The sequence below is a fragment of the Rhodanobacter sp. FW510-R10 genome (assembly GCF_058781105.1).
Genome location: NZ_JBYSWL010000001.1, coordinates 1,529,223 through 1,551,410 on the forward strand (window position 1 = coordinate 1,529,223; position 22,188 = coordinate 1,551,410).

General features: G+C 67.3%; 23 protein-coding genes. 11 read left to right on the forward strand and 12 right to left on the reverse strand.

The features are described 5' to 3' along the window. Nucleotides 1-50 precede the first annotated feature (50 nt). The gene (locus AC3WJB_RS06445) at nt 51-1,151 is read left to right on the forward strand and encodes an NAD(P) transhydrogenase subunit alpha (protein ID WP_492679827.1); all 1,101 of its coding nucleotides are present in this window, start codon (nt 51-53) and stop codon (nt 1,149-1,151) included. An 89-nt stretch (nt 1,152-1,240) separates the two neighbouring features. Here the strand turns inward: AC3WJB_RS06445 and AC3WJB_RS06450 are convergent, their stop codons facing one another. Genes AC3WJB_RS06450 through AC3WJB_RS06460 form a run of 3 tightly spaced genes read right to left on the reverse strand, consistent with a single transcriptional unit; the run spans nt 1,241 to nt 2,794 of the window. Beyond that, on the reverse strand, nt 1,241-1,765 hold the full coding sequence (locus AC3WJB_RS06450; RefSeq protein WP_492679829.1) for a DUF3106 domain-containing protein: 525 nt from the start codon (nt 1,763-1,765) through the stop codon (nt 1,241-1,243). A gap of 7 nt (nt 1,766-1,772) precedes the next feature. Beyond that, nucleotides 1,773-2,162: a hypothetical protein gene (locus AC3WJB_RS06455; protein WP_492679831.1), complete on the reverse strand. Its 390-nt coding sequence runs from the start codon at nt 2,160-2,162 to the stop codon at nt 1,773-1,775. Then, nucleotides 2,159-2,794: an RNA polymerase sigma factor gene (locus AC3WJB_RS06460; protein ID WP_492683109.1), complete on the reverse strand. Its 636-nt coding sequence runs from the start codon at nt 2,792-2,794 to the stop codon at nt 2,159-2,161. The genes AC3WJB_RS06455 and AC3WJB_RS06460 overlap by 4 nt, the downstream gene beginning before the upstream one ends. A gap of 95 nt (nt 2,795-2,889) precedes the next feature. Between AC3WJB_RS06460 and AC3WJB_RS06465 the strand changes: the two genes are divergently transcribed. Both AC3WJB_RS06465 and AC3WJB_RS06470 read left to right on the forward strand, forming a co-directional pair. Further along, on the forward strand, nt 2,890-3,192 hold the full coding sequence (locus AC3WJB_RS06465; RefSeq protein ID WP_492679833.1) for an NAD(P) transhydrogenase subunit alpha part 2: 303 nt from the start codon (nt 2,890-2,892) through the stop codon (nt 3,190-3,192). Then, complete coding sequence (locus tag AC3WJB_RS06470) at nt 3,189-4,667, forward strand: NAD(P)(+) transhydrogenase (Re/Si-specific) subunit beta (RefSeq protein WP_492679835.1); 1,479 nt, start codon at nt 3,189-3,191, stop codon at nt 4,665-4,667. Before AC3WJB_RS06465 ends, AC3WJB_RS06470 begins: the two co-directional genes overlap by 4 nt. A 32-nt stretch (nt 4,668-4,699) precedes the next feature. Here AC3WJB_RS06470 and AC3WJB_RS06475 read toward each other — a convergent pair whose 3' ends face one another. Next, a complete protein-coding gene (locus AC3WJB_RS06475; protein WP_492679837.1) occupies nt 4,700-5,158 on the reverse strand; it encodes a hypothetical protein in 459 nt (152 codons plus the stop codon). Between the two features lie 199 nt (nt 5,159-5,357). Between AC3WJB_RS06475 and sufT the strand changes: the two genes are divergently transcribed. Further along, a complete protein-coding gene (gene sufT / locus AC3WJB_RS06480; protein ID WP_492679839.1) occupies nt 5,358-5,915 on the forward strand; it encodes a putative Fe-S cluster assembly protein SufT in 558 nt (185 codons plus the stop codon). A 15-nt stretch (nt 5,916-5,930) separates the two neighbouring features. On the opposite strand, the gene AC3WJB_RS06485 is transcribed toward sufT, so the two are convergent. After that, the gene (locus AC3WJB_RS06485; protein ID WP_492679841.1) at nt 5,931-6,422 is read right to left on the reverse strand and encodes an asparaginase domain-containing protein; all 492 of its coding nucleotides are present in this window, start codon (nt 6,420-6,422) and stop codon (nt 5,931-5,933) included. Between the two features lie 180 nt (nt 6,423-6,602). Between AC3WJB_RS06485 and AC3WJB_RS06490 the strand changes: the two genes are divergently transcribed. Continuing rightward, complete coding sequence (locus AC3WJB_RS06490) at nt 6,603-9,737, forward strand: WD40/YVTN/BNR-like repeat-containing protein (protein ID WP_492679843.1); 3,135 nt, start codon at nt 6,603-6,605, stop codon at nt 9,735-9,737. Nucleotides 9,738-9,769: 32 nt separating this feature from the next. On the opposite strand, the gene AC3WJB_RS06495 is transcribed toward AC3WJB_RS06490, so the two are convergent. Beyond that, on the reverse strand, nt 9,770-11,410 hold the full coding sequence (locus tag AC3WJB_RS06495) for an acyl-CoA dehydrogenase family protein (RefSeq protein WP_492679845.1): 1,641 nt from the start codon (nt 11,408-11,410) through the stop codon (nt 9,770-9,772). A gap of 98 nt (nt 11,411-11,508) precedes the next feature. Here AC3WJB_RS06495 and AC3WJB_RS06500 point away from each other — a divergent pair, with 98 nt between their 5' ends. The 3 genes from AC3WJB_RS06500 to AC3WJB_RS06510 all read left to right on the forward strand — a co-directional run bounded on the left by AC3WJB_RS06500 (nt 11,509) and on the right by AC3WJB_RS06510 (nt 13,532). Continuing rightward, a complete protein-coding gene (locus tag AC3WJB_RS06500) occupies nt 11,509-12,294 on the forward strand; it encodes an acyl-CoA thioesterase (RefSeq protein ID WP_492679847.1) in 786 nt (261 codons plus the stop codon). Nucleotides 12,295-12,476: 182 nt separating this feature from the next. Continuing rightward, entirely contained in the window at nt 12,477-12,947 is a 471-nt protein-coding gene (locus AC3WJB_RS06505) for a GNAT family N-acetyltransferase (protein ID WP_492679849.1), read from the forward strand. Between the two features lie 123 nt (nt 12,948-13,070). Next, the gene (locus tag AC3WJB_RS06510; protein WP_492679851.1) at nt 13,071-13,532 is read left to right on the forward strand and encodes a hypothetical protein; all 462 of its coding nucleotides are present in this window, start codon (nt 13,071-13,073) and stop codon (nt 13,530-13,532) included. Between the two features lie 86 nt (nt 13,533-13,618). Here AC3WJB_RS06510 and AC3WJB_RS06515 read toward each other — a convergent pair whose 3' ends face one another. The 5 genes from AC3WJB_RS06515 to wrbA form a co-directional block, all read right to left on the reverse strand. Further along, nucleotides 13,619-14,128, reverse strand: a complete 510-nt coding sequence (locus tag AC3WJB_RS06515) for a DUF1697 domain-containing protein (RefSeq protein WP_492679853.1) — start codon at nt 14,126-14,128, stop codon at nt 13,619-13,621. Between the two features lie 143 nt (nt 14,129-14,271). Beyond that, a complete protein-coding gene (locus tag AC3WJB_RS06520; RefSeq protein WP_492679855.1) occupies nt 14,272-15,408 on the reverse strand; it encodes a PepSY-associated TM helix domain-containing protein in 1,137 nt (378 codons plus the stop codon). A 1-nt stretch (nt 15,409) separates the two neighbouring features. After that, on the reverse strand, nt 15,410-17,530 hold the full coding sequence (locus tag AC3WJB_RS06525) for a TonB-dependent receptor (RefSeq protein ID WP_492679857.1): 2,121 nt from the start codon (nt 17,528-17,530) through the stop codon (nt 15,410-15,412). A 73-nt stretch (nt 17,531-17,603) separates the two neighbouring features. Then, nucleotides 17,604-17,981 (reverse strand): DUF2069 domain-containing protein, encoded by a 378-nt coding sequence (locus tag AC3WJB_RS06530; RefSeq protein ID WP_492679859.1) that lies wholly within the window; start codon nt 17,979-17,981, stop codon nt 17,604-17,606. Beyond that, on the reverse strand, nt 17,978-18,580 hold the full coding sequence (gene wrbA, locus AC3WJB_RS06535; RefSeq protein ID WP_492683111.1) for an NAD(P)H:quinone oxidoreductase: 603 nt from the start codon (nt 18,578-18,580) through the stop codon (nt 17,978-17,980). The genes AC3WJB_RS06530 and wrbA overlap by 4 nt, the downstream gene beginning before the upstream one ends. Before the next feature lie 116 nt (nt 18,581-18,696). On the opposite strand from wrbA, the gene AC3WJB_RS06540 reads away from it, so the two are divergent. From AC3WJB_RS06540 to AC3WJB_RS06550, 3 genes are read left to right on the forward strand one after another with little or no spacing between them, the layout of a single operon-like run. Continuing rightward, a complete protein-coding gene (locus AC3WJB_RS06540; protein ID WP_492679861.1) occupies nt 18,697-19,980 on the forward strand; it encodes a YihY family inner membrane protein in 1,284 nt (427 codons plus the stop codon). A 53-nt stretch (nt 19,981-20,033) separates the two neighbouring features. Continuing rightward, nucleotides 20,034-20,456, forward strand: coding sequence for a TlpA family protein disulfide reductase (locus tag AC3WJB_RS06545; protein WP_492683113.1), 423 nt, complete (start codon nt 20,034-20,036; stop codon nt 20,454-20,456). Continuing rightward, complete coding sequence (locus AC3WJB_RS06550; protein ID WP_492679863.1) at nt 20,456-20,722, forward strand: acylphosphatase; 267 nt, start codon at nt 20,456-20,458, stop codon at nt 20,720-20,722. The genes AC3WJB_RS06545 and AC3WJB_RS06550 overlap by 1 nt, the downstream gene beginning before the upstream one ends. A 330-nt stretch (nt 20,723-21,052) precedes the next feature. On the opposite strand, the gene prfA is transcribed toward AC3WJB_RS06550, so the two are convergent. After that, nucleotides 21,053-22,132: a peptide chain release factor 1 gene (prfA, locus tag AC3WJB_RS06555; protein WP_492679865.1), complete on the reverse strand. Its 1,080-nt coding sequence runs from the start codon at nt 22,130-22,132 to the stop codon at nt 21,053-21,055. Nucleotides 22,133-22,188: the final 56 nt, after the last annotated feature.

Genomic DNA, 22,188 nt, shown 5'->3' on the forward strand with positions numbered 1-22,188 from the left:
TGCCTGTAGCCATCCCGTTAAGATACGGGGAGTCCCGGAGGAATGGCCTTATGCCGATCACCATAGCTGCCTTGCGCGAGACCGCCAGCGGGGAGCGCCGCGTGGCGATCACCCCGGAGATGGCCCGGAAATTCCATGGCAAGGGGCTCAGGGTGTTGTTGGAACATGACGCTGGCCGGGCAGCAGGTTTCCCCGACAACGCGTACGCCGACGCCGAATTCGCCGATGCGCAAGGCGTGCTGGTGCAGGCCGATGTGCTGGCCTGCGTGCTGCCGCCAGCGGACTCGGTGTTCGCCAGCCTGCACGAAGGCGCGGTGGTCGTCGGGCAGTTGCATCCCCACGGCGCGACGGCGCGCCTGGCCGCGCTTGCCGGGCACAAGCTCACGGCCTTCGCACTGGAATTGCTGCCGCGCATCACCCGCGGCCAGGCCATGGACGTGCTGAGTTCGCAGGCGGCCGTGGCCGGTTACCGCGCCATGCTGATCGCGGCCGAGGCGGCGCCGAAATTCTTCCCCATGTTGACCACTGCGGCAGGCACCATTCGGCCGTCCAAGGTGCTGGTGATTGGCGCCGGTGTGGCCGGCCTGCAGGCAATCGCCACGGCACGCCGCCTGGGCGCGCAGATCGAGGGTTACGACGTGCGTCCGGAAACCCGCGAGCAGGTGGAATCGCTCGGGGCGAAGTTCCTCGAGCTCGGAGTCAGCGCGGCCGGCAGCGGCGGCTATGCCCGCGAGTTGTCGGCCGAGGAGCGCGCGGCGCAGCAGCAGGCCCTGGCCGAGCACCTGAAGTCGCTGGACGTGGTGGTGACCACGGCGGCGATCCCGGGCCGGCCGGCACCGAAGATCCTCAGCACGGCGATGGTCGAAGGCATGAAGCCCGGCGCGCTGATCGTCGATCTGGCCGCCGAGGGCGGTGGCAACTGCGAGCTCACGCGGCCGGGCGAGCGCGTCGTGCACGCCGACGTGGTGATCCTGGGCCCGCTCAACCTGCCGGCTGGCGCGCCGCTGCACGCCTCCGAGATGTATGCGCGCAACATCCACAACTTCGTCGAGCTGCTGGTCAAGGACGGCGCCCTGCAGCCGGACTTCGAGGACGAGCTGGTGGCCAAGACCTGCGTGAGCCACGCCGGGGAAACACGCTTCCCCGCCTGACGTCACCCGTGCGCAGACGCTCACCCCCTGAGGTCAGCGACAGTGCCGCCGTTTGCTCCTTCTCCCCCGACTTGTTGGGGGAGAGGGGATCAACGCGCGGCCGGAGGAACCGGGGCTGAGCCGGCGCTGGCTGGCATCGACCAGCGCAGGCGCTGCTTGGGCGGCAGGGCGCGCCATTCGTGCAGCAATTTGTCCCGCTCGGCCGGCGGCAATTGCTGGAAACGCTGGAAGGTTTCGTGCAGTTGCGCGCGCTGTGCGGGCGAGAGCTCGCGGAACTTGCGCTGGTTGTCGCGGGCGTGCTCGCGTTCTTCCGGCGTCATCTGTTCCCAGTGCTCCAGGTGCTTGCGGACGGCCGCCTGCTTCTCCGGAGTCAGCGTTTCCCAACGTTTGGCGCGTTCAAGCATGTGCGCCTGGTGCCGGGGCGGGATGCTGTCCCAGCGTGGCTGCATAGGCGCGAGCAGGTCGCGCTGTGCCCGGCTGAGCGTGTCCCACGGGTGTGGTGCAACTGAGGTGGCGGCCGCGGGCGTGCGCTGGGCTGCCGCGGGCAGTGCGCCGACGCCGCTACCCAGGGCGAAAGCAAACAGGGCGTAGACGAGTGGGCGGGACGGCTTCACGGCGGCTTCAGTGCCTCCCGGTGGGCTGGTCGCTGCTGGCCAGCCACCCGTAGAAGTCCAGGTTCTGGTACAGCACGGGGTCGGTTTGAGCTGCATCTGGCGGCAGCTCGTTGTCGCTGTCGCTGCTTTGTGCGGTGCCGGCGGCGCCGGCTGGCTGCGAGGTCTGCATCGGCTGCCACAGCGTCACCGCGGCCAGGACGACCGCAGCGCAGGCGCCGCTCGGAATCAGCCATCGCGCGCCGCTGCCAAAGTGTCGGCGCTCTCCGGTATGGGCTGCCGCCAAGGCGCGCAGGCGCGCGGCCTGCAGGCGGGTGCCGATGGCCGGGTCGAGCCGTTCGGCGGCTTTGCCGTAGAGTTCGTGGGCGCGTTGTGCCAGGCGGGTGTCATGGGCGGTCATCGCCAATCCTCCAGTTGATCGCGCAGATGTTGCATGGCGCGCGACAGGTGTGTTTTGACGCTGCCCTGGGAGCAGCGCATGGCCTGCGCCGTGTCGGCCACGTCCAGCCCCTCCAGGATGCGGAACATGAACGCCTCACGTTGGCGCCGTGGCAGCTTGCGCACCGCCACGCTCATTGCGGCGTAGGCCTGGGCACCCCCAAGCTGGTCGAACGGCCCGGGGGCCTGGTCGGCAGGGTCCCATGCCGGCAGCTCCTCGCCATTGCCGTCCTGTCCTCCGCCGAGCCAGCCGACGACGATCGAGCGGACCTTGCGCCGACGCTGCAGGTCGACGATGCGCCGGCGCAAAATGCCCCAGAACAACGGCGCCCATTCTTCCGGCGGCTTGTCCCGGTAGTGCTGGGCCAGGCGCAGCATGGCGTCCTGTACCGCATCCAGCGCATCCTCGCGTTGGCGCAGCTGCATTTCGGCCAAGCGGAACGCGCGGTGCTCGACCTGGGCCAGGAACGCGTTCAACGAGGTGGTCGCCGCACGCTCGCCGGCGACCTCGAGGGGCGCCGTGGCCAGGGCGCCAACGACCGCGTTCACGGCGTTCCCGTCCGTATCGTCATCGGCGGCATGCTTCGACTCCATCATCTGGGGTGCTTCTGGTTCAACGCGGCATGCTCGCGTGGGTTGACGCACATCCGTATGATGCACGGACATCGGGGATATCAGCGAGGACGGTCATGATCGATGGATTCTTGGCACTGTACATCTTCATGCTGGCGGCATTCACCGGCTATGAAATCATCGCCCGCGTGCCAGTGATCCTGCATACGCCGCTGATGTCCGGCTCGAACTTCGTGCACGGCATCGTCCTGGTCGGGGCCATGGTGGCCCTGGGCCATGCGGCCGGTCCGGTCGAGATTGCGATCGGCGTGGTCGCGGTGTTGCTGGCCGCGGGCAACGTGGCTGGCGGCTACGTGGTCACCGAACGCATGCTGGAGATGTTCAAGTCCAGCAAGGTCCCGGCGGAGAAAAAAGCATGATGCTGCCCGCCTGGATGCCGACCCTGGTCGATGCGGTGTATTTCATTGCCGCGGTCCTCTTCATCTGGGGCCTGAAGCGCATGAGCTCGCCGCGCACGGCGCGCAATGGCATCGTCTGGGCCGGCGCCGGCATGGCGGCGGCCATCATCGCCACCTTGTTCCTGCCCGGCATGCAAAACCTTGGCTGGATGCTGGGCGCGATCGTCGTCGGCGTCGTCGTGTCCTGGGTGGTCGGGCGCCGCGTGGCCATGACCGCGATGCCGCAAATGGTGGCGTTGTTCAACGGCATGGGCGGCGGAGCGGCGGCGGCGATTGGCGCGGTCGAGTTGATCAAGTTCAACACCGCGGCCACGGCGGCCGGCCAAGCGGCCGTGGCCGCTGCGCTGCTGCCGGGCGCGGACGTCCTGGCGCCGGTCTTGACCCCCGTGGAGCTGACCCTGGCGTTCGTCGGCGTGCTGATTGGCGCGGTCTCGTTCACCGGCTCGCTGATCGCGTTTGCCAAATTGCAGGGCTGGATGGATCGCCGTTTCGTGTTCCCGCTGCAGCGCTGGGTGAACCTTGCCTTGTTTGTCGCCACGCTGGCGTGTGGTGCCGTAGCTCTGGCTGCGGCGAGCCACGGCGAGGCGTTTGCCTGGAGTTGGCTGATCGCGTTCTTCGTCCTGGCGCTGGTGGTCGGCGTGGCCATGACGCTGCCGATTGGTGGCGCCGACATGCCGGTGGTGATCTCGATGTACAACGCCTTCACCGGCCTGGCGGTCGCGTTCGAGGGCTTCGTGCTGCAGAACGAGGCCATGATCATCGCCGGCATGGTGGTGGGCGCGGCGGGCACCTTGCTGACCCAGCTGATGGCCAAGGCCATGAACCGCTCCCTGGCCAACGTGTTGTTCGGCAACTTCGGCGGTGGCGCCGGTGCCGGCGAGGCGCAGGCCATTGCCGGCGCCATGAAGCCGATCGACGCCAGCGACGCGGCGGTGATGATGGCCTACGCCGAGCGCGTGGCGATCGTGCCCGGCTACGGCATGGCCGTGGCCCAGGCGCAACACAAGGTGTGGGAGTTCGCCAAGCTGCTGATCGAGCGCGGGGTCAAGGTGAAGTTTGCGATCCATCCGGTTGCCGGACGCATGCCTGGGCACATGAACGTACTGCTGGCCGAGGCGGGCGTGCCGTATGACTTGATTGCCGACATGGACGACATCAATCCCGAGTTTCCGAACACCGATGTCGCCCTGGTAATCGGCGCCAATGACGTGGTCAACCCGGTGGCACGCACCGATAAGGGCTCGCCAATCTACGGCATGCCGATCCTGGATGTGTCCAAGGCCAAGAACGTGATCGTGATCAAGCGCGGGCGCGGCACCGGCTTTGCCGGTATCGAGAACGCCCTGTTCTACGCCGACAACACGCGCATGCTGTATGGCGACGGCCAGGCCGCGGCGGGGCAGCTCGTCACCGAACTGAAATCCCTCGACGCCTGAATTAAAGGGGACGTGGCAAATCAGGTTGCGACTTAATTTGCCACCTCCCCTTTTTTGATCCTTTTTTCACTTTTTAGCGGCGGCAGGGCGACGGCGATGGCGAGGACCACTCCGGCGCCATACCAGGGCAGCGCGCCGATCGGCAGGCCGAGCCGCACCAGCGCCCAGAGCATGCCGGGTCCGGCGCCGCTCAGCGCCTGGCGCAGGCCGGTGCCCATCGAGCCCGCCAATGCCATCCCGACGAGTATCACGTCCACGCACAATGCAGCCAGCAGCGTGGAGAGCACGGCCACCGTGGCGCAGGTCAGCCCCGGCGCGCGTGTGGTCGCGCGCAAGGCCCAGGCCAGCAGCAGGCCCACGAGTGGGGCAAACACCTCCGGTGGCTGCCGGAAATACATCGTCGCCACCAGCCAGGCGACGCCCGCGGATACCCCCAGCATGAGGATGCTGAGGAGGGCCGACACACCGGTGAGGAGCCAGCGCAGGCGCATCAGGGCTGGTGGGCTGCGGTGTGGGCGGGCATGCGGATTTCCTGGCGAAAGGTTGCCATCATAGCGTGCACGCCTGCCGGCTTCGCGCGCCCGGCGGTAGCGATGGCCTGATCTGGGACAAGCAAACCCGCGCTGCGCTTTGCATAATAGAAACTTTGACGCGGGGTGCGCCCGGGTCGGCAACTGGCTGGTGATACGCATGGGCGGTTTCAGTTTGAACAGCGAACCCTTCACCCTGGTGCGCGATTGCGACGCGGTGATGGTGCCGCAGGGCGAGGAAGTGGTGCTGCCGGCTGGGCAGATCGGCTACATCACCCAGGCGCTGGGCGGCAGTTTCACCGTCTACGTGGAAGGCAACCTCTTCCGCGTGGCCGGCGACGATGCCGACGCGCTGGGCAAGGAACCGCCGCCGCCGCTGGAGTTGCCGCCCAACGCGACTACCGCCGACGTCGAGAAGCTGGCTTGGGAGCAATTGCGCGCGGTGTTCGACCCGGAGATCCCGGTCAACGTGGTGGACCTCGGCCTGGTCTACGACCTCAGCATGGAGCAGTTGCCCAATGGCGACCGCACGATCTACGTCAAGCTGACCCTGACGGCGCCGGGCTGCGGCATGGGCGACATCCTGGTCGAGGACGCGCGCACCAAGCTGCTGATGATCCCGACCCTGGTCAAGGCCGACGTCGACCTGGTGTTCGACCCGCCATGGAGCTACGAGATGATGTCAGACGAGGCGCGCCTCGAAACCGGCATGGTCTAGCCTCGGTTCGCCCCCTCAGCCGCCGGCATCCTCGAAGCGGTTGGCGGCGCGGTTCTTGCGTACCTTGGCCGGGTCCCAGACGCGCCCGTTCATGGTGATGTAGACGCCCTCGGGCAAGGTCTGCACCGCAGCCACCGCACAGCCGATATTGAACACGGCGTCGGAGCCCTGGAAGCGCGCCGGGTTCAGCGCGCCGGTCAACACGATGACCTTGCCCTTGATGCCGGCCAGCTCCTTCGCGGTATCCACCATGGTGTCGGTGCCGTGCGTGACCAGCACGTGCCGGTCGGCCTGCCGCTCGATCGTGGCGCGTACCAGGGCGCGGTCCGCAGGTTCCATCTGCAGGCTGTCCTTGCGCAGGAGCGGGACGATCGTGAACTCGAAGCCGACGCCGAGCTGGGTCAGGATGTCGCCGATTTGGGGCGCGCCGATCTTGTAGTCCGACTTCGCGTCGAAGTAGATCTTGTCGATGGTGCCGCCGGTGGTGATGATCGTCAGATGCTGCATGATGCTCGGTAGATGGGAAGTGTCCGCAGTTTAGCCTGTGCCGACATCGCCATGGGAGGACATCCCTCGTTGGCGCCATGACTTCCAGCACATTGAACAGGGGTGTCGGCGCAGTACGGTCCCCGTGCGAGCTCGAGTGCCTGCTCGTTTACCCCCACGCTGTTCGGGAGATATCCCGCAATGCTCAAGTCAAGTCGTGTCACGTACGTATTGCTGGCTGCTGCCCTGTCGCTGGTCGTGTCGGCCGCATGCGCGGCAACGGTGCCCGCCAATGAATTGAACAGTGCCTTGCACTGGCGCAGCGTGGGGCCGTACCTGGGCGGCCGCGTGACCAGCGTGGCCGGCGTCGCCGCGCAGCCGAATCTTTATTACGCGGCATATGCCGGTGGCGGCGTGTGGAAAACGGAGGATTACGGGCACAACTGGAAAAATATCAGCGACAAGTATTTCAAGAACAACAATGTCGGCGCCATTGCCGTGGCGCCCTCCAATCCAGACATCATCTACGCCGGCACCGGTGATTCCGCCCCGCGCAATACGTTCCTGACCGGCGAGGGCATGTACAAGTCCACGGACGCCGGCAAGACCTGGGCGTTCATCGGCTTGGGCAACACCCACATCATCAGCTGGATCCTCGTCGATCCGAAGAATCCCGACCTGCTCTACGTGGCGGCACTCGGGCATTTCTACGGGGCCAATCCCGAGCGCGGGGTCTTCAAGAGCACCGATGGCGGCAAGACCTGGAACAAGGTCCTATACGTCAACGATCAGACCGGCGCCATCACCATGGCGATGGATCCGGCCAATCCGCAAGTGGTCTATGCCGCGATGTGGGAGGCCTACCGCCGGCCCTGGACGCTCTCCAGCGGCGGACCGGGGAGCGGAATCTACAAGACCACCGATGGCGGCGCGCATTGGGCCAACATCACGCACAACCAGGGCTTGCCGACCGGCATCCTCGGCAAGGTAGGCCTGGCCGTGGCGTCGAGTGCGCCCAATGTCGTCTACGCGCTGGTGCAAGCCAAGACGGATGTCCCGGGCAAGCCCGGCGGGTTGTTCCGCTCGGACAACGGCGGCCAGACCTGGGCGCTGATGAACAACAGCCTGGACATCACGCAGCGCGCCTTTTACTACGCCCGCGTCTTCGTCGATCCCAAGGATGCCGACACCATCTATCTGCCCAATGCTGATGTGTTCGTCTCGCATGACGCCGGCAAGACGCTAAGCAAGCTCAAGCCGCCACATGGCGACAACCATGCGTTCTGGATCAATCCCGACCATCCGCAGATCCTGATCGAAGGCAACGACGGCGGCGCGACCGTGTCGCTGGATGGCGGCAAGACCTGGAGCACCGAGGACAATCAGCCGACCGGGCAGTTCTATCACGCGAATCTCGACAACCAGTTTCCGTTCCGCATCTACGGCGCGCAGCAGGACCGCGGGTCGGTCTTTGCACCGAGCGCTGTCGCGGCGGGTGGCATCCCGGCCGTCTGGCCCAGCGTCAAGGGTGGAGAAGCGAGCTGGGTGGTACCGACGCCGGGCCAGCCCTGGGTCACCTACGGCAGCGGGTACTACACGCAGGAGTGGCGCGAGGACCGGCGCACGGGGCTGGCCACCCAGGTCCCGGCGTGGGGGCAATGGAATTTCGGCTCGGCCGCGACCGAGACCAAGTATCGCTTTGGCTGGTGGTATCACCCCAAGGTGTTTGCGCCGCACAACCCGAAGGAGTTGCTGCTGGGCGCCAACGTGGTCTTCGAGACCATGGACCAGGGCGTCAACTGGAAGGTCATCAGCCCCGACCTCACGCGCAACGACAAGAGCAGGCAGCAGCGCCCGGGCGGGCCGATCAGTGCGGACGTGACCGGCGAGGAGGTGTTCGGCACGCTGTCCTCGATTGCGTTCTCCCCGCTGAGCGACGACATCATCTGGGCGGGCTCGGATGATGGCCTCGTGCACGTCACCACGGATGCCGGCGGCCATTGGCAGGGTGTGCGCCCGCCGCAACTGCCGGCCTCGTCCACCATCACCAGCATCGAGCCTTCGCATGTGAAGGAAGGCACGGTCTATGTGTCGGCCAGCCGCTACCAGTGGGATGACTTCCATCCCTACGTGTACAAGACCACCGACGCTGGCAGCCACTGGACCACGATCACCACGGGCTTGCCCGAGGGCCAGTATGTCGAAAGCGTGCGCGAGGATCCGAACGATCCCAAGCTGCTGTTCGCCGGCACCAGCGCGACGGTCTACATGAGCCTTGATGCCGGCGCGCACTGGCAGCCGCTCTCGCTCAACCTGCCGGCGGTACGCGTGACGGACATCGAGATCCAGCCCGAGCAGCACGCCGTGGTGCTATCGACATTTGGACGTGCGTTCTGGGTGCTCGACGACCTGCAGTTCCTGGAGCAAGTAGGTGCGGCCAAGGTGGCGAGCGACGCGCCGTACCTGTTCAAGCCGCAGCAGACCTGGCTGGTCACGCGCCGCACGAGCGGGTTTGGTGCGCAGGCGGCACCAAATACGGGCGCAAACCTGCCGCCGGGCGCCACGGTGTTCTTCCACCTGCCGGCGGACTACGACGGCAAGCAGCCGGTCAAGCTGAGCTTCACCGACGCCTTCGGCAAGGAGATCCGCAGCTTCACGCTGTCGCAGCAGCCAGCGGCGACGAAAGCCGCAGCCGGCGAGGGCGCCGGCAAGGTCGCCAGGCTGCATCCGGGAATGAACCGGTTCCTGTGGAATCTGCGCTATCCGGATGCGGCCGACGTCAAGGGCATCTACGAGAGCCCCCACAGCCAAGGCGCGCGGCCACCGGTTGGTCCGGAGGTGCTGCCGGGCACGTACTATGCGGAGCTGAGCTATGCGGGGCACGCGCAACGGCAACCCTTCGTGCTCAAGCTCGATCCGCGCCTGGACACGACGCCGGCCGAGCTGCAGCAACGCTTTGATCTGCTCATGCAGCTCCGTGATTCGATCGGCGACCTCAGCACCGCGCTGAACCAGGCGCTGGATGCCCGCACCGGGCTGGAGCAGGCCGTCGCCGCCAAACACGTTTCCGGCAACGCGGCCACGCAAGCCCTGGCTGGCTTGAACCGCGATATCGACGACCTGGTAAATCTACGCATCCAGTCGGATGAGGGCGCCCTCGTGTATGCCGGCAAGTTGCGTGCGCGCCTGTCCTGGCTGGTGGACGCGGTGAGCGCGTCATTCATGGCGCCGACACCCTCGATGGTGGACGCGGCAAACACGTACATGGGCCAGGAACGTGACGGCGTGTCCCGCCTGCACGCGGATGTCGCGGGGGCCAAGGCGGCGTTGCATTGAGACGCCGGCGCGGCTTCCGCCTTGGCCTCGGGTCAGCGCAGCAGCAGGGCGGTGTTGTCGGCGTCGGGGACGACCAGGTGGTCGAGGCCGTGCGCGAGGAAGCGCTGCAGCGCGGCGGCGGCCCGCGGCTGGTATTGCGGCGCGGACGAGTTCAATTGCCGGGCAAGCAGGGCCGCGGCAGCACAGCGGGCCAGGGTGAGCGCCAGGCCGCGCGCGCCAGCCTGCAGTGCGTCCGGCGTGCTGCCGAACTGCTCCGCGAAGCGCTGCGCGCGCTCGAGCGAGGCCTGGATCGAGTCGGCGGCATGGCCGGTTCCGGCGCCGCTGGCCCAGGTGCCGGCAATGCCGCGCAATGCCTCCAGGCTGCCGCCGCCGATTGCCCGGAGACTGTCCAGGGACAGCACGTTCGTCGTGCCCTCCCAGATCGGGTAGACCTGCGCGTCGCGCAGCAACTGCGGCACGCCGGTGTCCTCGATGTAGCCCGCCCCGCCAAAACACTCCAGCGCCTCCGAGCAGATCGTGACCGCGAGCTTGCCGGTCCACAGCTTGGCGAGCGGCGTCAGGAGGCGCAGCGCCGCGGCTTCGTCGCCGGTCGCAGTGCCGCGTTCCACGCGGCCCAGCAGGTGGGCCACCTCGAACGCCAGCGCAAACGCACCGGCAAACTCGGCATGCATGTCCGCCAGCGTGTGCACGTGCAGGGGCTGATCGAGCAATGGATGGCCAAACGCCTGTCGCCGCCGCGCGTAATCCTGCGCCAGCGCGATCGCACGCGCCATGCTGGCCACGGCGCAGACGGAGTTCCAGGTGCGCGTGATGTTAAGCACCGGCGCGATCTGCCGCACGCCGTGGGCAAGTTCGCCCACGGGCCATGCCGGCAGTCCCTGCAGATGGATTTCCGCAGTCGGCAGCTCGCGCGTGCCAAGCTTGTCCTTCAGGCGGTCGATCACCAGTTCCGGGCGACGCTGCGCACCCTCCATCGTCTCCGTGTAGAACAGCGCCAGCGTGTCGTTGCCTGGCGCCGCACCCTCGGGCCGGGCGAGCGCCAGCGCCGCTTCGCCCACCACCGCCGAGCTGAACCATTTGCGCCCGTACAGCCGCCACTGGCCGGTCCCGTCCCGGCACGCCGTCGTCTCGCTGCGGCTGACGTCCGAGCCGCCAATGGTCTCGGTCATCCACTGCCCGCTCAGCCACAATCTGGCGGCGTCGTCGCTGAGGAAGTGCGGCAGCGCGCGGGCCATCAGCTCATGGTTGCCAGAGGCCTTGAGCGCGGTGGCGGCGCCGTCGGTCATGGCCAGCGGGCAGGTGTAGAACTCACTGGCGAGGTGGTACACGTAGACGCGGGCGAATTCCTCCAGCCGCGCGTACTCGCTGTCGGCATGTCCGGAACTCAGCACGTGGCATTGCGCGGTGATGCGTGGGCCGTCCAGCCAGGCCGGGGTCAGCTCGATGCGGTCGATGCGCTCGCCCCACGGCCCCCACTGTGTCAGCACCGGTGCGCGCGGCGCACTGGCGCCCGCGCGTTGCCAGGCGGAGAGCGCGTAGTCGCCGAGCGCATCGAGGTCGGCGTCCAGTGCCGCTCGCCGCTCGGCCGGCAGCACCCGGTCGAGCAGTCCCGGCAGCAGGGGATCGCTGCGGTAGGGGTGGGCAAGTCGTGGGGCGTCTTGCAGGAAGGCCATGGCGCGCTCGGGGACGCGAGGGATGGTTCGAGTATAGGCGGAGCGCGTGCGGCCCGCAGCACTGGCATCATCGGCGGGTACCCATGCGAGGGAGTGCCATGAACTTTTCCCAGGCAATGCGCGGCGTCACCCGCGACGGCGACTCCTGGCGCGCCGAGGTCGGCGCGGACTGGCTGCAGGGTCGCAGCGCATTTGGCGGCCTGCAGGCGGCGCTCGGCCTGCGCGCGATGCGCGACCTGGTGCCGGCGGCGCTGGCGCTGCGCACACTCCAGGTCACGTTCCTCGCGCCCGTGCGGGCGGGTAGCGTCGCAATCCGCGCCGCCTGTCTGCGCAGGGGCAGCAGCACGATGCACATCGAGGCAGGCTTGTATGCGGGCGAGCAGTTGTTGTGCCGGCTGCTGGGCGTGTTCGGCAGCGCGCGGCCATCCGCGCTGGGCCTCCAGCCCAAGCAGCCCGCGCTGGCCGCCCCGGCGGCGCCGGAAGTACCATACATCCCGGTGCTGATGCCGGCGTTCCTCCAGCAATTCCGCGTGCGCTGGCTGCGCGGCGACCTGCCGTTCAGCGGCGGCACGCAGCGCGAGGCCGTCGTGCAAGTCTCGCTGCGCGACAACGGCCCGCCCGATGAAACCCATGTGGTCGCGTTCGCCGATTTCATCCCGCCGCTGGCGCTCGGCATGTTCACCCAGCCGACCGCGGGCAGCTCGCTGACCTGGATGCTGGAGCTGCTGCGCGACCGCTACGACGACCTCGGTCTCGATGACTGGCGCATCGACGCCGCCCTGCTCGCCGCCCACGACGGCTACACCAGCCAGAGCATGATGCTCTGGGGCCCGCATGGCGAGCCCGTGGCGCTGAGCCGGCAGAGTATGGTGGTGTTTGGGTGAGGGGAGAGGGCCTGCCGTGTGCATGGGCGTTTGCGCGGAACTCACTCGCGCAGGAGCCATTCGGAATTGGATTACGGGATTAGGCTGCAGCTACGAAACGACCATAACGGTGTCAGGTTCACTTGTCTGAAGAAGTGAACCTGACACCGTTCACCGACAAATTCGCATGCGGGTAGAAATTTATGGCGATTCGAAAGGCGGTTGAGGGCGATGCCGACGCGCTTTGGGAGTTGATGCGGGACCTGGCGGTATTCGAAAAGTACATCGACGTCTTTGCCATTACGCCTGATATCGTGCGCGAAAGCGGGTTCCGGAAGGATCCACCGGACTTCTTCAGCATCGTCGCGGAAGAGGCGGGGAAGCTCTGCGGGATGCTGGTGTATTACTTCCTTCCCTATACGGCGCAGGCGCAGCCGGCCATCTACATGAAGGAGCTGTTCGTCGCCGAGGCGCACAGGGGTCGCGGCGTAGGGGAGCGGCTCATGCGCGCGCTGGAGGCCGAGGCGAAGGCAAGCGGCTGCACGACGATCAAGTGGACGGTGGGGCCGTGGAACGCGCCGGGGATCAGGTTCTACGAAAGGCTCGGCGCGAAGGAGAATACGGACTGGCTGGACTTCGAATGGCATGTTGCAACGCCGAAGTCCGGTCCGTAAGAACGGTATTGGGTTCACCTGTTGGGGGGGGCGGAAGCAATTAGGCATAACGTATGTGCCTATCCCCTGTGTTCCCCTTATGATCGCCGACGGTAGGCCACACGAGGCGTCGGGAGACTATTCGTGAAGAAATGGCTCGTCGGTGCCCTGGGAACGATAGTCATTGGGTCGATCATGTGGCTGCTGACCCAGCTTCTGTTTCCAAACCTCTTCCGCTCACTCATCCCCAAGCAACCGGTCGCTCCACCGCAGCCAAAGGTCGTGCGCGTCGAGTGCTCGGCGAATCCGGCGACTGTTCGGCCGGGAGGCTCAACCGAGGTCGAGGTGACGGTCACGAGGGGAGGTGAGCCCTTGGAGGGTGCGAGCGTGGCGCTCACTGTTGGCGGAGGCGCCTTTGCTGGTGGAGGGCTCAGCGCGGGCGGCGATACATATTCTGGTGGCATATTCCGCACAACCTGGACAGCCCCATCACCCAGCTCCGATGCCTATGTGTTTCCAGCCGTCGTCAACCTCGCCGGCATCCGCACGGCGGAGGGTGATCTGGATGGTACGTACCGGACGAACTGCGAAATCCTTGTGCATTGATGGGGCAAAGCAAGGGTGCAATGACGGCCAATGCACCATAGGCACAGGAGTTCGTCGCTGGCGGCATCGCGATGACTCCAGGCGGCTCACTCGGCAGCAAGCGCGGCCAGCTTGGCGATGGTGTTGATGTTGCGTGCCGTGCCGGTTTTTGCCGCGGGGATGACCAGGCGCGAGTTGGCCATGCCCTCGCCGTAGTACACGTAGATTTCGCGCTTGCCGCAGGCCAGTCGTTCTTGCTGGCGATGCCTGGCGTCGTCAAGTGCGCCGGCGCCGGGCGGTTCATCGAGGAAGATCGCGACCACGCGGTTGCCCGGCGCATCCGGAAAGGGGTTGTCGGCCTGCACCCGGGCCATTTCGTCGGCGCTGCGTATCAGCACGCCGACAGGCTTGCCGGCGTAGTCGTGCAGTGCCTGCTCCAGCTTTTTCTTGACGGCGGTTTCGCCGAGCCTGCTGGTGAAGAGCAGGTTGCCGCTGGCGATGTACGTGTGGACATCCGCAAAGCCGGCAGTCTCGGCCATGGACTTGAGCTCGCTCATTGGCAGCTTGCCGGTGCCGCCGACGTTGACGGCGCGAAGCAGGGCGACATAGCGGGTCATCGCGGTCGCCTGACGCCGGGAGCTAGCGCGGCAATCAAGCCGACGGTCAGCATGGTCTCGGCCAGGGCCAGTGGCTGCTCGGCGGCGGAGCTCCCGGGCTCGGTGGCGCGGTGGGATAAGCGCAAGAACGATGCCGGGTTCATTTACCTTCTGCCAAGAGTGAACCTCCCAGTCGCCTGCGCGACGGGGCGGCGCGCCCGCCAATACAGGAAGCCGGTAACCAGGAAGAATGGTGGCAGCAGCCCGGATAGCAATACCACCGCCCACCAGAACGAGCCGGTGTCGCTGCCTGCATGCAGCGGGTAGAGTGCGTTGCCCAGGCGCGCGCCGGTGTCTTCTTTCGTGGCGTCGACCACGTCGAGTACACGCGCCTGGTAGGGGTCGAGCCAAACCACGCTGCGCCCGACCGTGTGCCATTCGTCGGCGGCGCGGGCGCGCACGTTGACGCGGCCGTCATTTGCGCTGGGCAGGGCGATGCGATGCAATTCGGCGCCCGGCAGCGCGCGCTGCGCGGCATCCAGGACGGCAGCCCAGTCGATCGGTGTAGCGCGCGCTGGGATGGGCGCGGGTGGCGGCGCGCTGGGCGCATCGGCGAAGAGCACCTGCAAGGCCTGCTTGGCGCCGCCGTGGTAGACCATGAGCGTACCGGTCAAGGTCACGAGCAACAGCAGCGGCAGGCTCAGCGCGCCCAGGCTGCGGTGCCAGCTCAGCCAGCGCCGCGCCGGTGGTTGCGTGCGCGGCGTGAGGTGTGTCCGTAGCTGCCCGCGCCGGGGCCACCACAGCACCAGGCCGGACAGGAGCAAAAGTACCGTGACCCAGCCGAGCACGCCGAGCAGGGTTTCGCCGGTCCGGCCGCCGAGCAGGTTGGTATGCCAGTAGCGCAATGCCAGCAGCACATCGGTATTCGGCGCGCGGGTGAGCAGCAGCTCGCCGCTGGCCGGATCGAGGTAGCGGCGCACGCCGCCGTCGAAATAGAGCTGCCAGCTTGGCAGGGCTGCGGTGGGCAGGTCGGAGTTGCGCAAGCCTCGTGCGGACCAGTCGCGGACGATGCGCTCGAGCACGGCGGCTTGTTGCGTCCGCGTGGGCAAGGCGTGCGCCGCCAACTCGGGATGCAGTGCGCGCAGCAAGGGTCCTTGCAGCGCCAACACGCTGCCACTCAAGGCGATCAGCGCATAGACCAGGCCCAGGCTGAGGCCGCCCCACAGGTGTGCCTGGCGCAGCCAGTGGCGCACGCGGCTGGTGGCTTGTACCGGGGTCGTCTGCTCGAGGCTGTCGCGCATCTCAGAAGACCCGTTGCCAGGCCAGCGAGACAGTGCGGCCACGGCCGGCGAAATAGGAGTCGTCGTCGCCGACCGTCTGTGAGACGTAATTGATGTATTGCCTGTTGGCGAGGTTTTGCACGCCCAGCGTCCACGTGCCGGCGGTGCCGGTTTGCCATTTCACGTAGGCGTCGGCGGTGACGTAACCATCGAAGTGCGCGGTGCGGACGCCCAAAGTGGCGAAGTCCCGGCTGGCCAGGTGCGAGACTTGCAGGTAGCTCGACAGTGGATCGGTCCAGCGCTGTGTCCAGGACACGTTGAGTCGGTTTGGCGCGGTGTTGGCGCCATCGAGGTCCGAATCCACCTTGCCGTCGCCATTGCGGTCGGAGCGGCCGTGGTTGATCGCGTAGGAGGCCGTGAAGTCCATACCCGCGCGCGGCGTCCAGCCGGTCCGCGCTTCCCAACCGCTGATCTCGGTGCGCTGGCGCGCCACGTCGTACACCTGGTTGGGCGCGTCGAACACGAGCAGCGCACCCAGCTTCGAGGTCGAGGTCCAGTAGCTCACGCGCGCGTTGAAGACCTCGCCCGCATACTCGGCGCCGAGCTCGCGGTTGTCCGATACCACCGGCTTGAGGTCAAGGAACTCGCCGACCCGCTGGCCCGGCGCCTTGATGGCGCGCAGCACGCGGCCGACGTCGGGCAGGGTGTAGCCCTGCGCGTAGCTGGCGAACAGGTTGAGCGTGTCGGTGAGGTACCAGACGGCGCCGAGGTTGGGCAGCGTCTTGCGGAAACTGCGCGTGCCACCCTCGACGCTGGTGCCGCGGTAGAAGGCCAGGGTGCGGAACGTCGGTACTTCCAGCCGGCCATGTTCCTGGCGCAGGCCGGCGTTGATCGAGAGCGCCTGCAGCGGCCAGTACTCTGCCTGCAGGAATGGCGCCCAGCCGGTGTAGGTGCTCTGCGGCACCCAGTTGCGCCCGGTCTGCACCAGGGCCTGGTGGGTGCGGTCGCGGTAGCCGTCGGCGCCGGCCAGCACGGTCAGCGTATCGTCGAGGAGGCCGCGGCGCGCCCATGACAGGCGCGTGCCGTCCTTGACCGATTCGTTCTGTGACTGGTCGAACACCAGCGGGCCGTAGGCCGGGTCCTGGAAGGTGGCGAAGCTGCCGCCGCCGAACAGTTCGCGGTTGCGTTGGTGGTAGAGCTGCGCGCGCAGCTCGCCGCCAGCCAGCTGCGGATCGCGGTAGTCGAGGCTGCTGGTCAGGACGCGGTTGCGCGGTGCCTCGCCTGGCTGCTTCTGGCGCACCGAGGTGGTCGGGATACCGGTTGCCATGTCGCCCGGGATGGCGGTGTAGTCGCCGTTGCCTTGCAGGTCGAAACGGTTGACGGTGAGCTGCAGGTGGCGCTCGCCGGCGAACGTGTAGCCAAACTTGGCGAAGCCGTCGGTGCTGCGCGAATCCATCAGGTCGCCCTGGGTGCCGTCAACACCAATCAGCCGTCCCTTCGCGTCGGAGTACATGCCGCGCTTGCGCCAGGAGGCACCGACGACCATGTCGAACGCGCCCGTCCGTGCACCGAGCAGCCAGGCCGCGCCGTAGCCCAGGCCAGCGGCGCCCTGGGTCGGTGCGCTCGCGTCCACCGTCACCTCCTGGCGCACGCCGTCCTGCGCCGGCGCATGCTTGGTGATGATGTTGATGATGCCGCCGGCGGCGCCCAGCCCTTGCAGCGAGTTGGAGCCCTCGACGATCTCGATGCGCTCGATCATCGCCGGGTCGATCGTGTAGCCGTCACGCGAGCCGTTGCGCAGCGGGCTAGATTGCGGCACGCCATCGATCATGTACAGCGGGTTGCGCCCGCGCAACGTCTGGCCGCGCACCGACAATTTCTGCGTGGAGGGCGCGTAGGAGGGCACCAGTGCGCCAATCGCATCGCCCAGGTCCGGCGTGATCGCCATTTGCCGGGCCAGGTCCGCGGGATCGATCACGGTGATCGTCATCGGCAGCGCGCCCTGGCTGCGTGGCATGCGCAGCGTGCTCTCGGAGACCTCGATGCGATCGAGGTTGGTCGCCTGGGGAGTGTCCGCGGCGTGCAGCGGGGCCGCAAGGGCCAGGGTCAGGGCAATCGCGAGCGGACGTACAGACGACGACATGGCAACCTCCAGTGGGTAAGGATGCGCATGTTAATGAGAACAGTTCGCGATAACAACAATTTTGGAGCGGGCCTCACTCGCGCGTCAGTGGCCGCGAGGCGTCGGCGCGCGGTCGCCTGACGCCGGCACCAAGCAAGCCGACCAGCCCGACGGTGAGCGCGATCTCGACCACCGCCAGCGGGCGCTCCGGCGCGGAGCTCCAGGCCTCGGCGACGCCATGGCAGAAGTAGAACAGGCTGAGCATGCCTATCCAGAGCAGGGCGCGCGTCGTATTGCGCAGGGCCAGCAATGGCAGGAGCAGCGGAATGACGGTGAGCGCCAGCACCACCGATACCGGCACGCGCTGCGGCGGGAACAGCCAGGCGTGCCAGATCGGTTGCAGGGCGAGCAGGGCGGCCCACGCGAGCAGCCCCAGCTTTTGCTCGCCGGGCAAGGCAGCGCAGCGGCTCATGGGGTGGCGGCCAGCTTGCGCGCCGTCTCGGCCAGGCGGCGGCCGAGTGCGCGGGCCAGTTCGCGCTCGTGCTCGCTGATTGGGGCCGTGCCATCGGCACCGGTGACATGGCTGGCGCCGTAAGGCGTGCCGCCGGTGCTGGTGGTGTGCAGTGCCGGTTCGGTGAACGGCAAGCCTACCAGCAGCATGCCATGGTGTAGCAGCGGCAGCGCCATGCTGAGCAAGGTGGATTCCTGGCCGCCATGCAGGGTGCTGGTGCTGGTGAACACCGCGGCTGGCTTGCCGACCATGACCCCGCTCGCCCACTCGCTGCCGGTGCTGTCGAGGAAGTACTTAAGCGGCGCGGCCATGTTGCCGAAGCGCGTGGGGCTGCCCAGGGCCAGGCCCACGCAGGCCAGCAGGTCCTGGCGGGTGACGTAGGGTGCACCGTCCTCGGGCTCCGGCAACTGCGCCACCTGGGTGACGGGCGCGACTGGCGGCACCTGGCGGATGCGCGCCTGCATGCCCGGTACTTCGCCGATGCCACGCGCCACCAGGCGCGCCAACTGGGCGGTGTGCCCGCTGCGGCTGTAATAGAGGACGAGGATGTCGCGGGTCATGGATACGGTCTGGGCGGTGGCGTTCACGCGGCTGGGACATCGGCAGGCGTTGGGTTAGTGTACCGGCCGAACCCTGCGCCTGGCCGGACAGGCGCCGCGCACCACCTGGGACGCTCATGAGCCGACGTTTCAATCGCGATCGCACCCGTAATTTCGGCCTCTTCGTGTGGAGTCGGTTCGTCGACGACAAATGCTTCGAGACCGCCGGCGCGCTGGCCTACACGACCCTGGTGTCACTGGTGCCGTTGACCGTGGCGGTGTTTGCCATGTTTGCCGCGTTTCCGATGTTCCAGCCGGCCCGCGACACCTTGATCGACTTCGTGTTTGCCAATTTCGTACCGGCCGCGGGCGAGGCCGTGCAGGACGCGATGATTGGCTTTGCCGACAACGCCAGCAAGCTCACCGGCATCAGCATCGTGGTGATGCTGTTCAGCGCGCTGGCGATGATGATCAGCATCGAGGACCGGCTCAACCGCATCTGGCGGGTGCGTATGCCGCGCCCTTGGGGCTCGCGCATCCTGCTGTATTGGGCGGCGCTGACCCTGGGGCCGATCCTGGTGGTGGGCGGCATCGCGATCACCTCGTACGTCACCGCCATGCCCTTGCTGCATGGTGCAATCGGGCACGTCGGTGCGCTCGCCCAGAGCCTGCTCAGCGTGCTGCCGTTCCTGGTGACGTTCTTCACCTTGTGGCTGATGTACACCGCCATCCCGAGTTGCGCGGTGCCGCGGCGCGATGCGGCGGTCGGCGCGCTGCTGGGCGCGATCCTGTTCGAGCTGGCGCGCTGGGGCTTCTCGATGTTCGTGCAGCACGCACAGACCTACCAGCAGATTTACGGCGTGCTCGCCGCCATTCCCATTTTTCTGCTGTGGATTTACCTGTCCTGGGTCATCGTGATCTTCAGCGCATCGATTGCCGCCTCGCTCTCGGCCTTCGACTACGCCGGGGCCACGCGCCGGCTGCCGGCCGATGCCGCGTTCCTCGGCCTGCTGGTGGTCTTGCGGCATTTTGTCGACGCCCAGCGCCGTGGCAGGCGCGTCGCGGCCCAGGACATCCGTACGGCCGAACCCTACCTGTCGGGCATGCTGATCGACGATTGCCTCGACGACTTGCGCGAGGCTGGCCTGATCGAGGCGAACGAGGAGGGCGAATGGCTGCTGCTGCACAGCCTGGACAGCGCCGACCTCCTGCGCGTCTACCAGTATTCGAGCCACCGCCTGCCGCTGCGCCCCCTGGAGGCGGCGGCCGCGCTCGGCATCGAGCTGCCGGCGCCGCTGTTGGACCTGCTCGACGGGCTGGCCGCGATCCTGCAGACGCGCTTGGGAGCCCGCCTGGAACAGGTTTATCCTCGCCCTGAAGATGATGCTGCTGCCACCGATACCACGGAGATGAAAGCGTGAGCCCATTGCGCCTGTTGTGCACCCCTGTCGCGCTGCTGTGCCTGTTGCTGCCCATGGCGGCGACGGCCGCGATGCCGACGCATCCGCAATTGCGCGTGACCACGCTGGATGGGCAGAGTTTCGACCTGGCAGCGCAACGCGGGCATTGGGTGATCGTCAACTACTGGGCGACCTGGTGCGCGCCGTGCATCAAGGAAATGCCGGACATCTCGCATTTCGTGGCCACCCACAAGAATGTGCGCGCCGTCGGCCTGGCCTACCAGGACAATGACGTGGCCGAGATCAAGGCCTTCCTGCGCGAGCATCCCGTGGATTATCCGATCGCCAAGATCGGCCTGGATCACCCGCCAGCCGACTTCGAGGAGCCGCGCGGCTTGCCGACGACCTGGGTGATCGATCCGGCCGGCAAGGTCGCGGCGCACATCATCGGCCCCCTGACGCCAGCCAAGCTGGCCGCGGTGATTGGCGGCAAGTGATGGCCGCGGTGCGGTTCATGGTGGCCGGGCGGGTGCAGGGCGTGTTCTACCGCGCCAGCACGCGCGAGCAGGCCATGCGCCTCGGTCTCGACGGCCACGCGCGAAATCTCGCTGATGGCACGGTCGAAGTCCTGGCGAGTGGCACGGAAGAGGCCTTGGCCGCGCTGCAGCGCTGGCTGCAGCATGGGCCACCGGTAGCCGAGGTCAGCAGCGTGCAGCGCGAGGATGTCGACATCGTCGTGCCGCCGGGCTTCCGCTGCGGCTGACGCGCGCCCCGATGTCGCTTGCCCAGGCGCAAGGCCCGCTGTTGGCGTCATTCCCGCGAGGCGCTTTTCAACGGTCGAAGGGCCGGTCAAGCGCATGGCTGTCCGTAACTTTTTCGGAACCGCCTTCACCTCTTCCACGGCATCGCGCCCGGACGCCGAAACACTACCCCGTCGTCATTCCGGCGAAAGCGGGAATCCAGTGCTTTGCGCATTCCCGCCGAGTTCAAGAGCCTGGATTCCCGCTTTCGCCGGAATGACGAGAGAGGGGGCGTGGGACGGATGAGTGAGGCGTGCGGGGCGCTCAAGTAAGCGCCGGGTGCGGTGTGCGTTTCAGTCGGCGCCGAGCGCCTGCAACTGGTCGGCCTGGTATTCGCGGTTGAGTGCGTCGACCAGTTCGCCCAGGTCGCCCTGCATGATGTCCCCCAGGCGGTACAGCGTGAGGTTGATACGGTGGTCAGTGACCCGGCCCTGCGGATAGTTGTAGGTGCGGATGCGCTGGCTGCGGTCGCCCGAACCCACCTGCAAGCGGCGTGACTCGGAGCGCTCGCTGTGCTGCCGGTCGCGCTCGCTGTCCAGCAGGCGCGCCTGCAGCAGGCTCATGGCGCGGGCGCGGTTCTTGTGCTGGCTGCGCTCTTCCTGGCACTCGACCACCGTGCCCGTGGGCAGGTGGGTGATGCGAATCGCCGATTCGGTCTTGTTGACGTGCTGGCCGCCGGCGCCGGAGGAGCGGAAAGTGTCGACCTTGAGGTCGGCCGGGTTGATCTCGATGGCGTCGATCTCGGTCGGCACCGGCATGATCGCCACGGTGGCGGCGGAGGTGTGGATGCGCCCCTGGGCCTCGGTTTCCGGCACCCGCTGGACGCGGTGCGTGCCAGACTCGAACTTGAGTTGCGAGTAGGCGCCACGGCCCTCGATGCGTGTGACCACTTCCTTGCAGCCACCATGCTCGCCGGCATGCTCGCTGAGGATCTCCATCTGCCAGCGCCGGCTCTCGGCAAAGCGCAGGTACATGCGCAGCAGGTCGCCGGCAAACAGCGCCGCTTCGTCGCCGCCGGTGCCGGCGCGGATTTCCAGGTACAGGCCGGCATCGTCCCGCGGGTCCTTGGGCAACAGCAGGCGCTGCAGGTCCCGCTCGAGCTCGGGTAATTGCTGCTGCAGGCGCTGCACGTCGTCGGCGGCCAGCTCGCGGAATTCGGCGTCATCCAGCATGGCCTGCGCCTCGGCCAGCTCGCGCTCGGCCTGGTCGTAGGCGTGCAGCGCCTGGGCCACGGCGTCGAGCTGGGCGTACTCCTGCGCCAAGGCGCGGTAGCGGGCGTTGTCGTCGTGGGCATCGGGCTGCGCCAGCAGGCGGCCGAGTTCCTCGTGGCGTTCAACCAGGGCTTCGAGCTTGCGGCGGATGGATGGGGTCATGAGGACTGGCTGGATGCAAGGTGGCGGCTGCGGTGGGCGCCGCGCACGGTATGCCG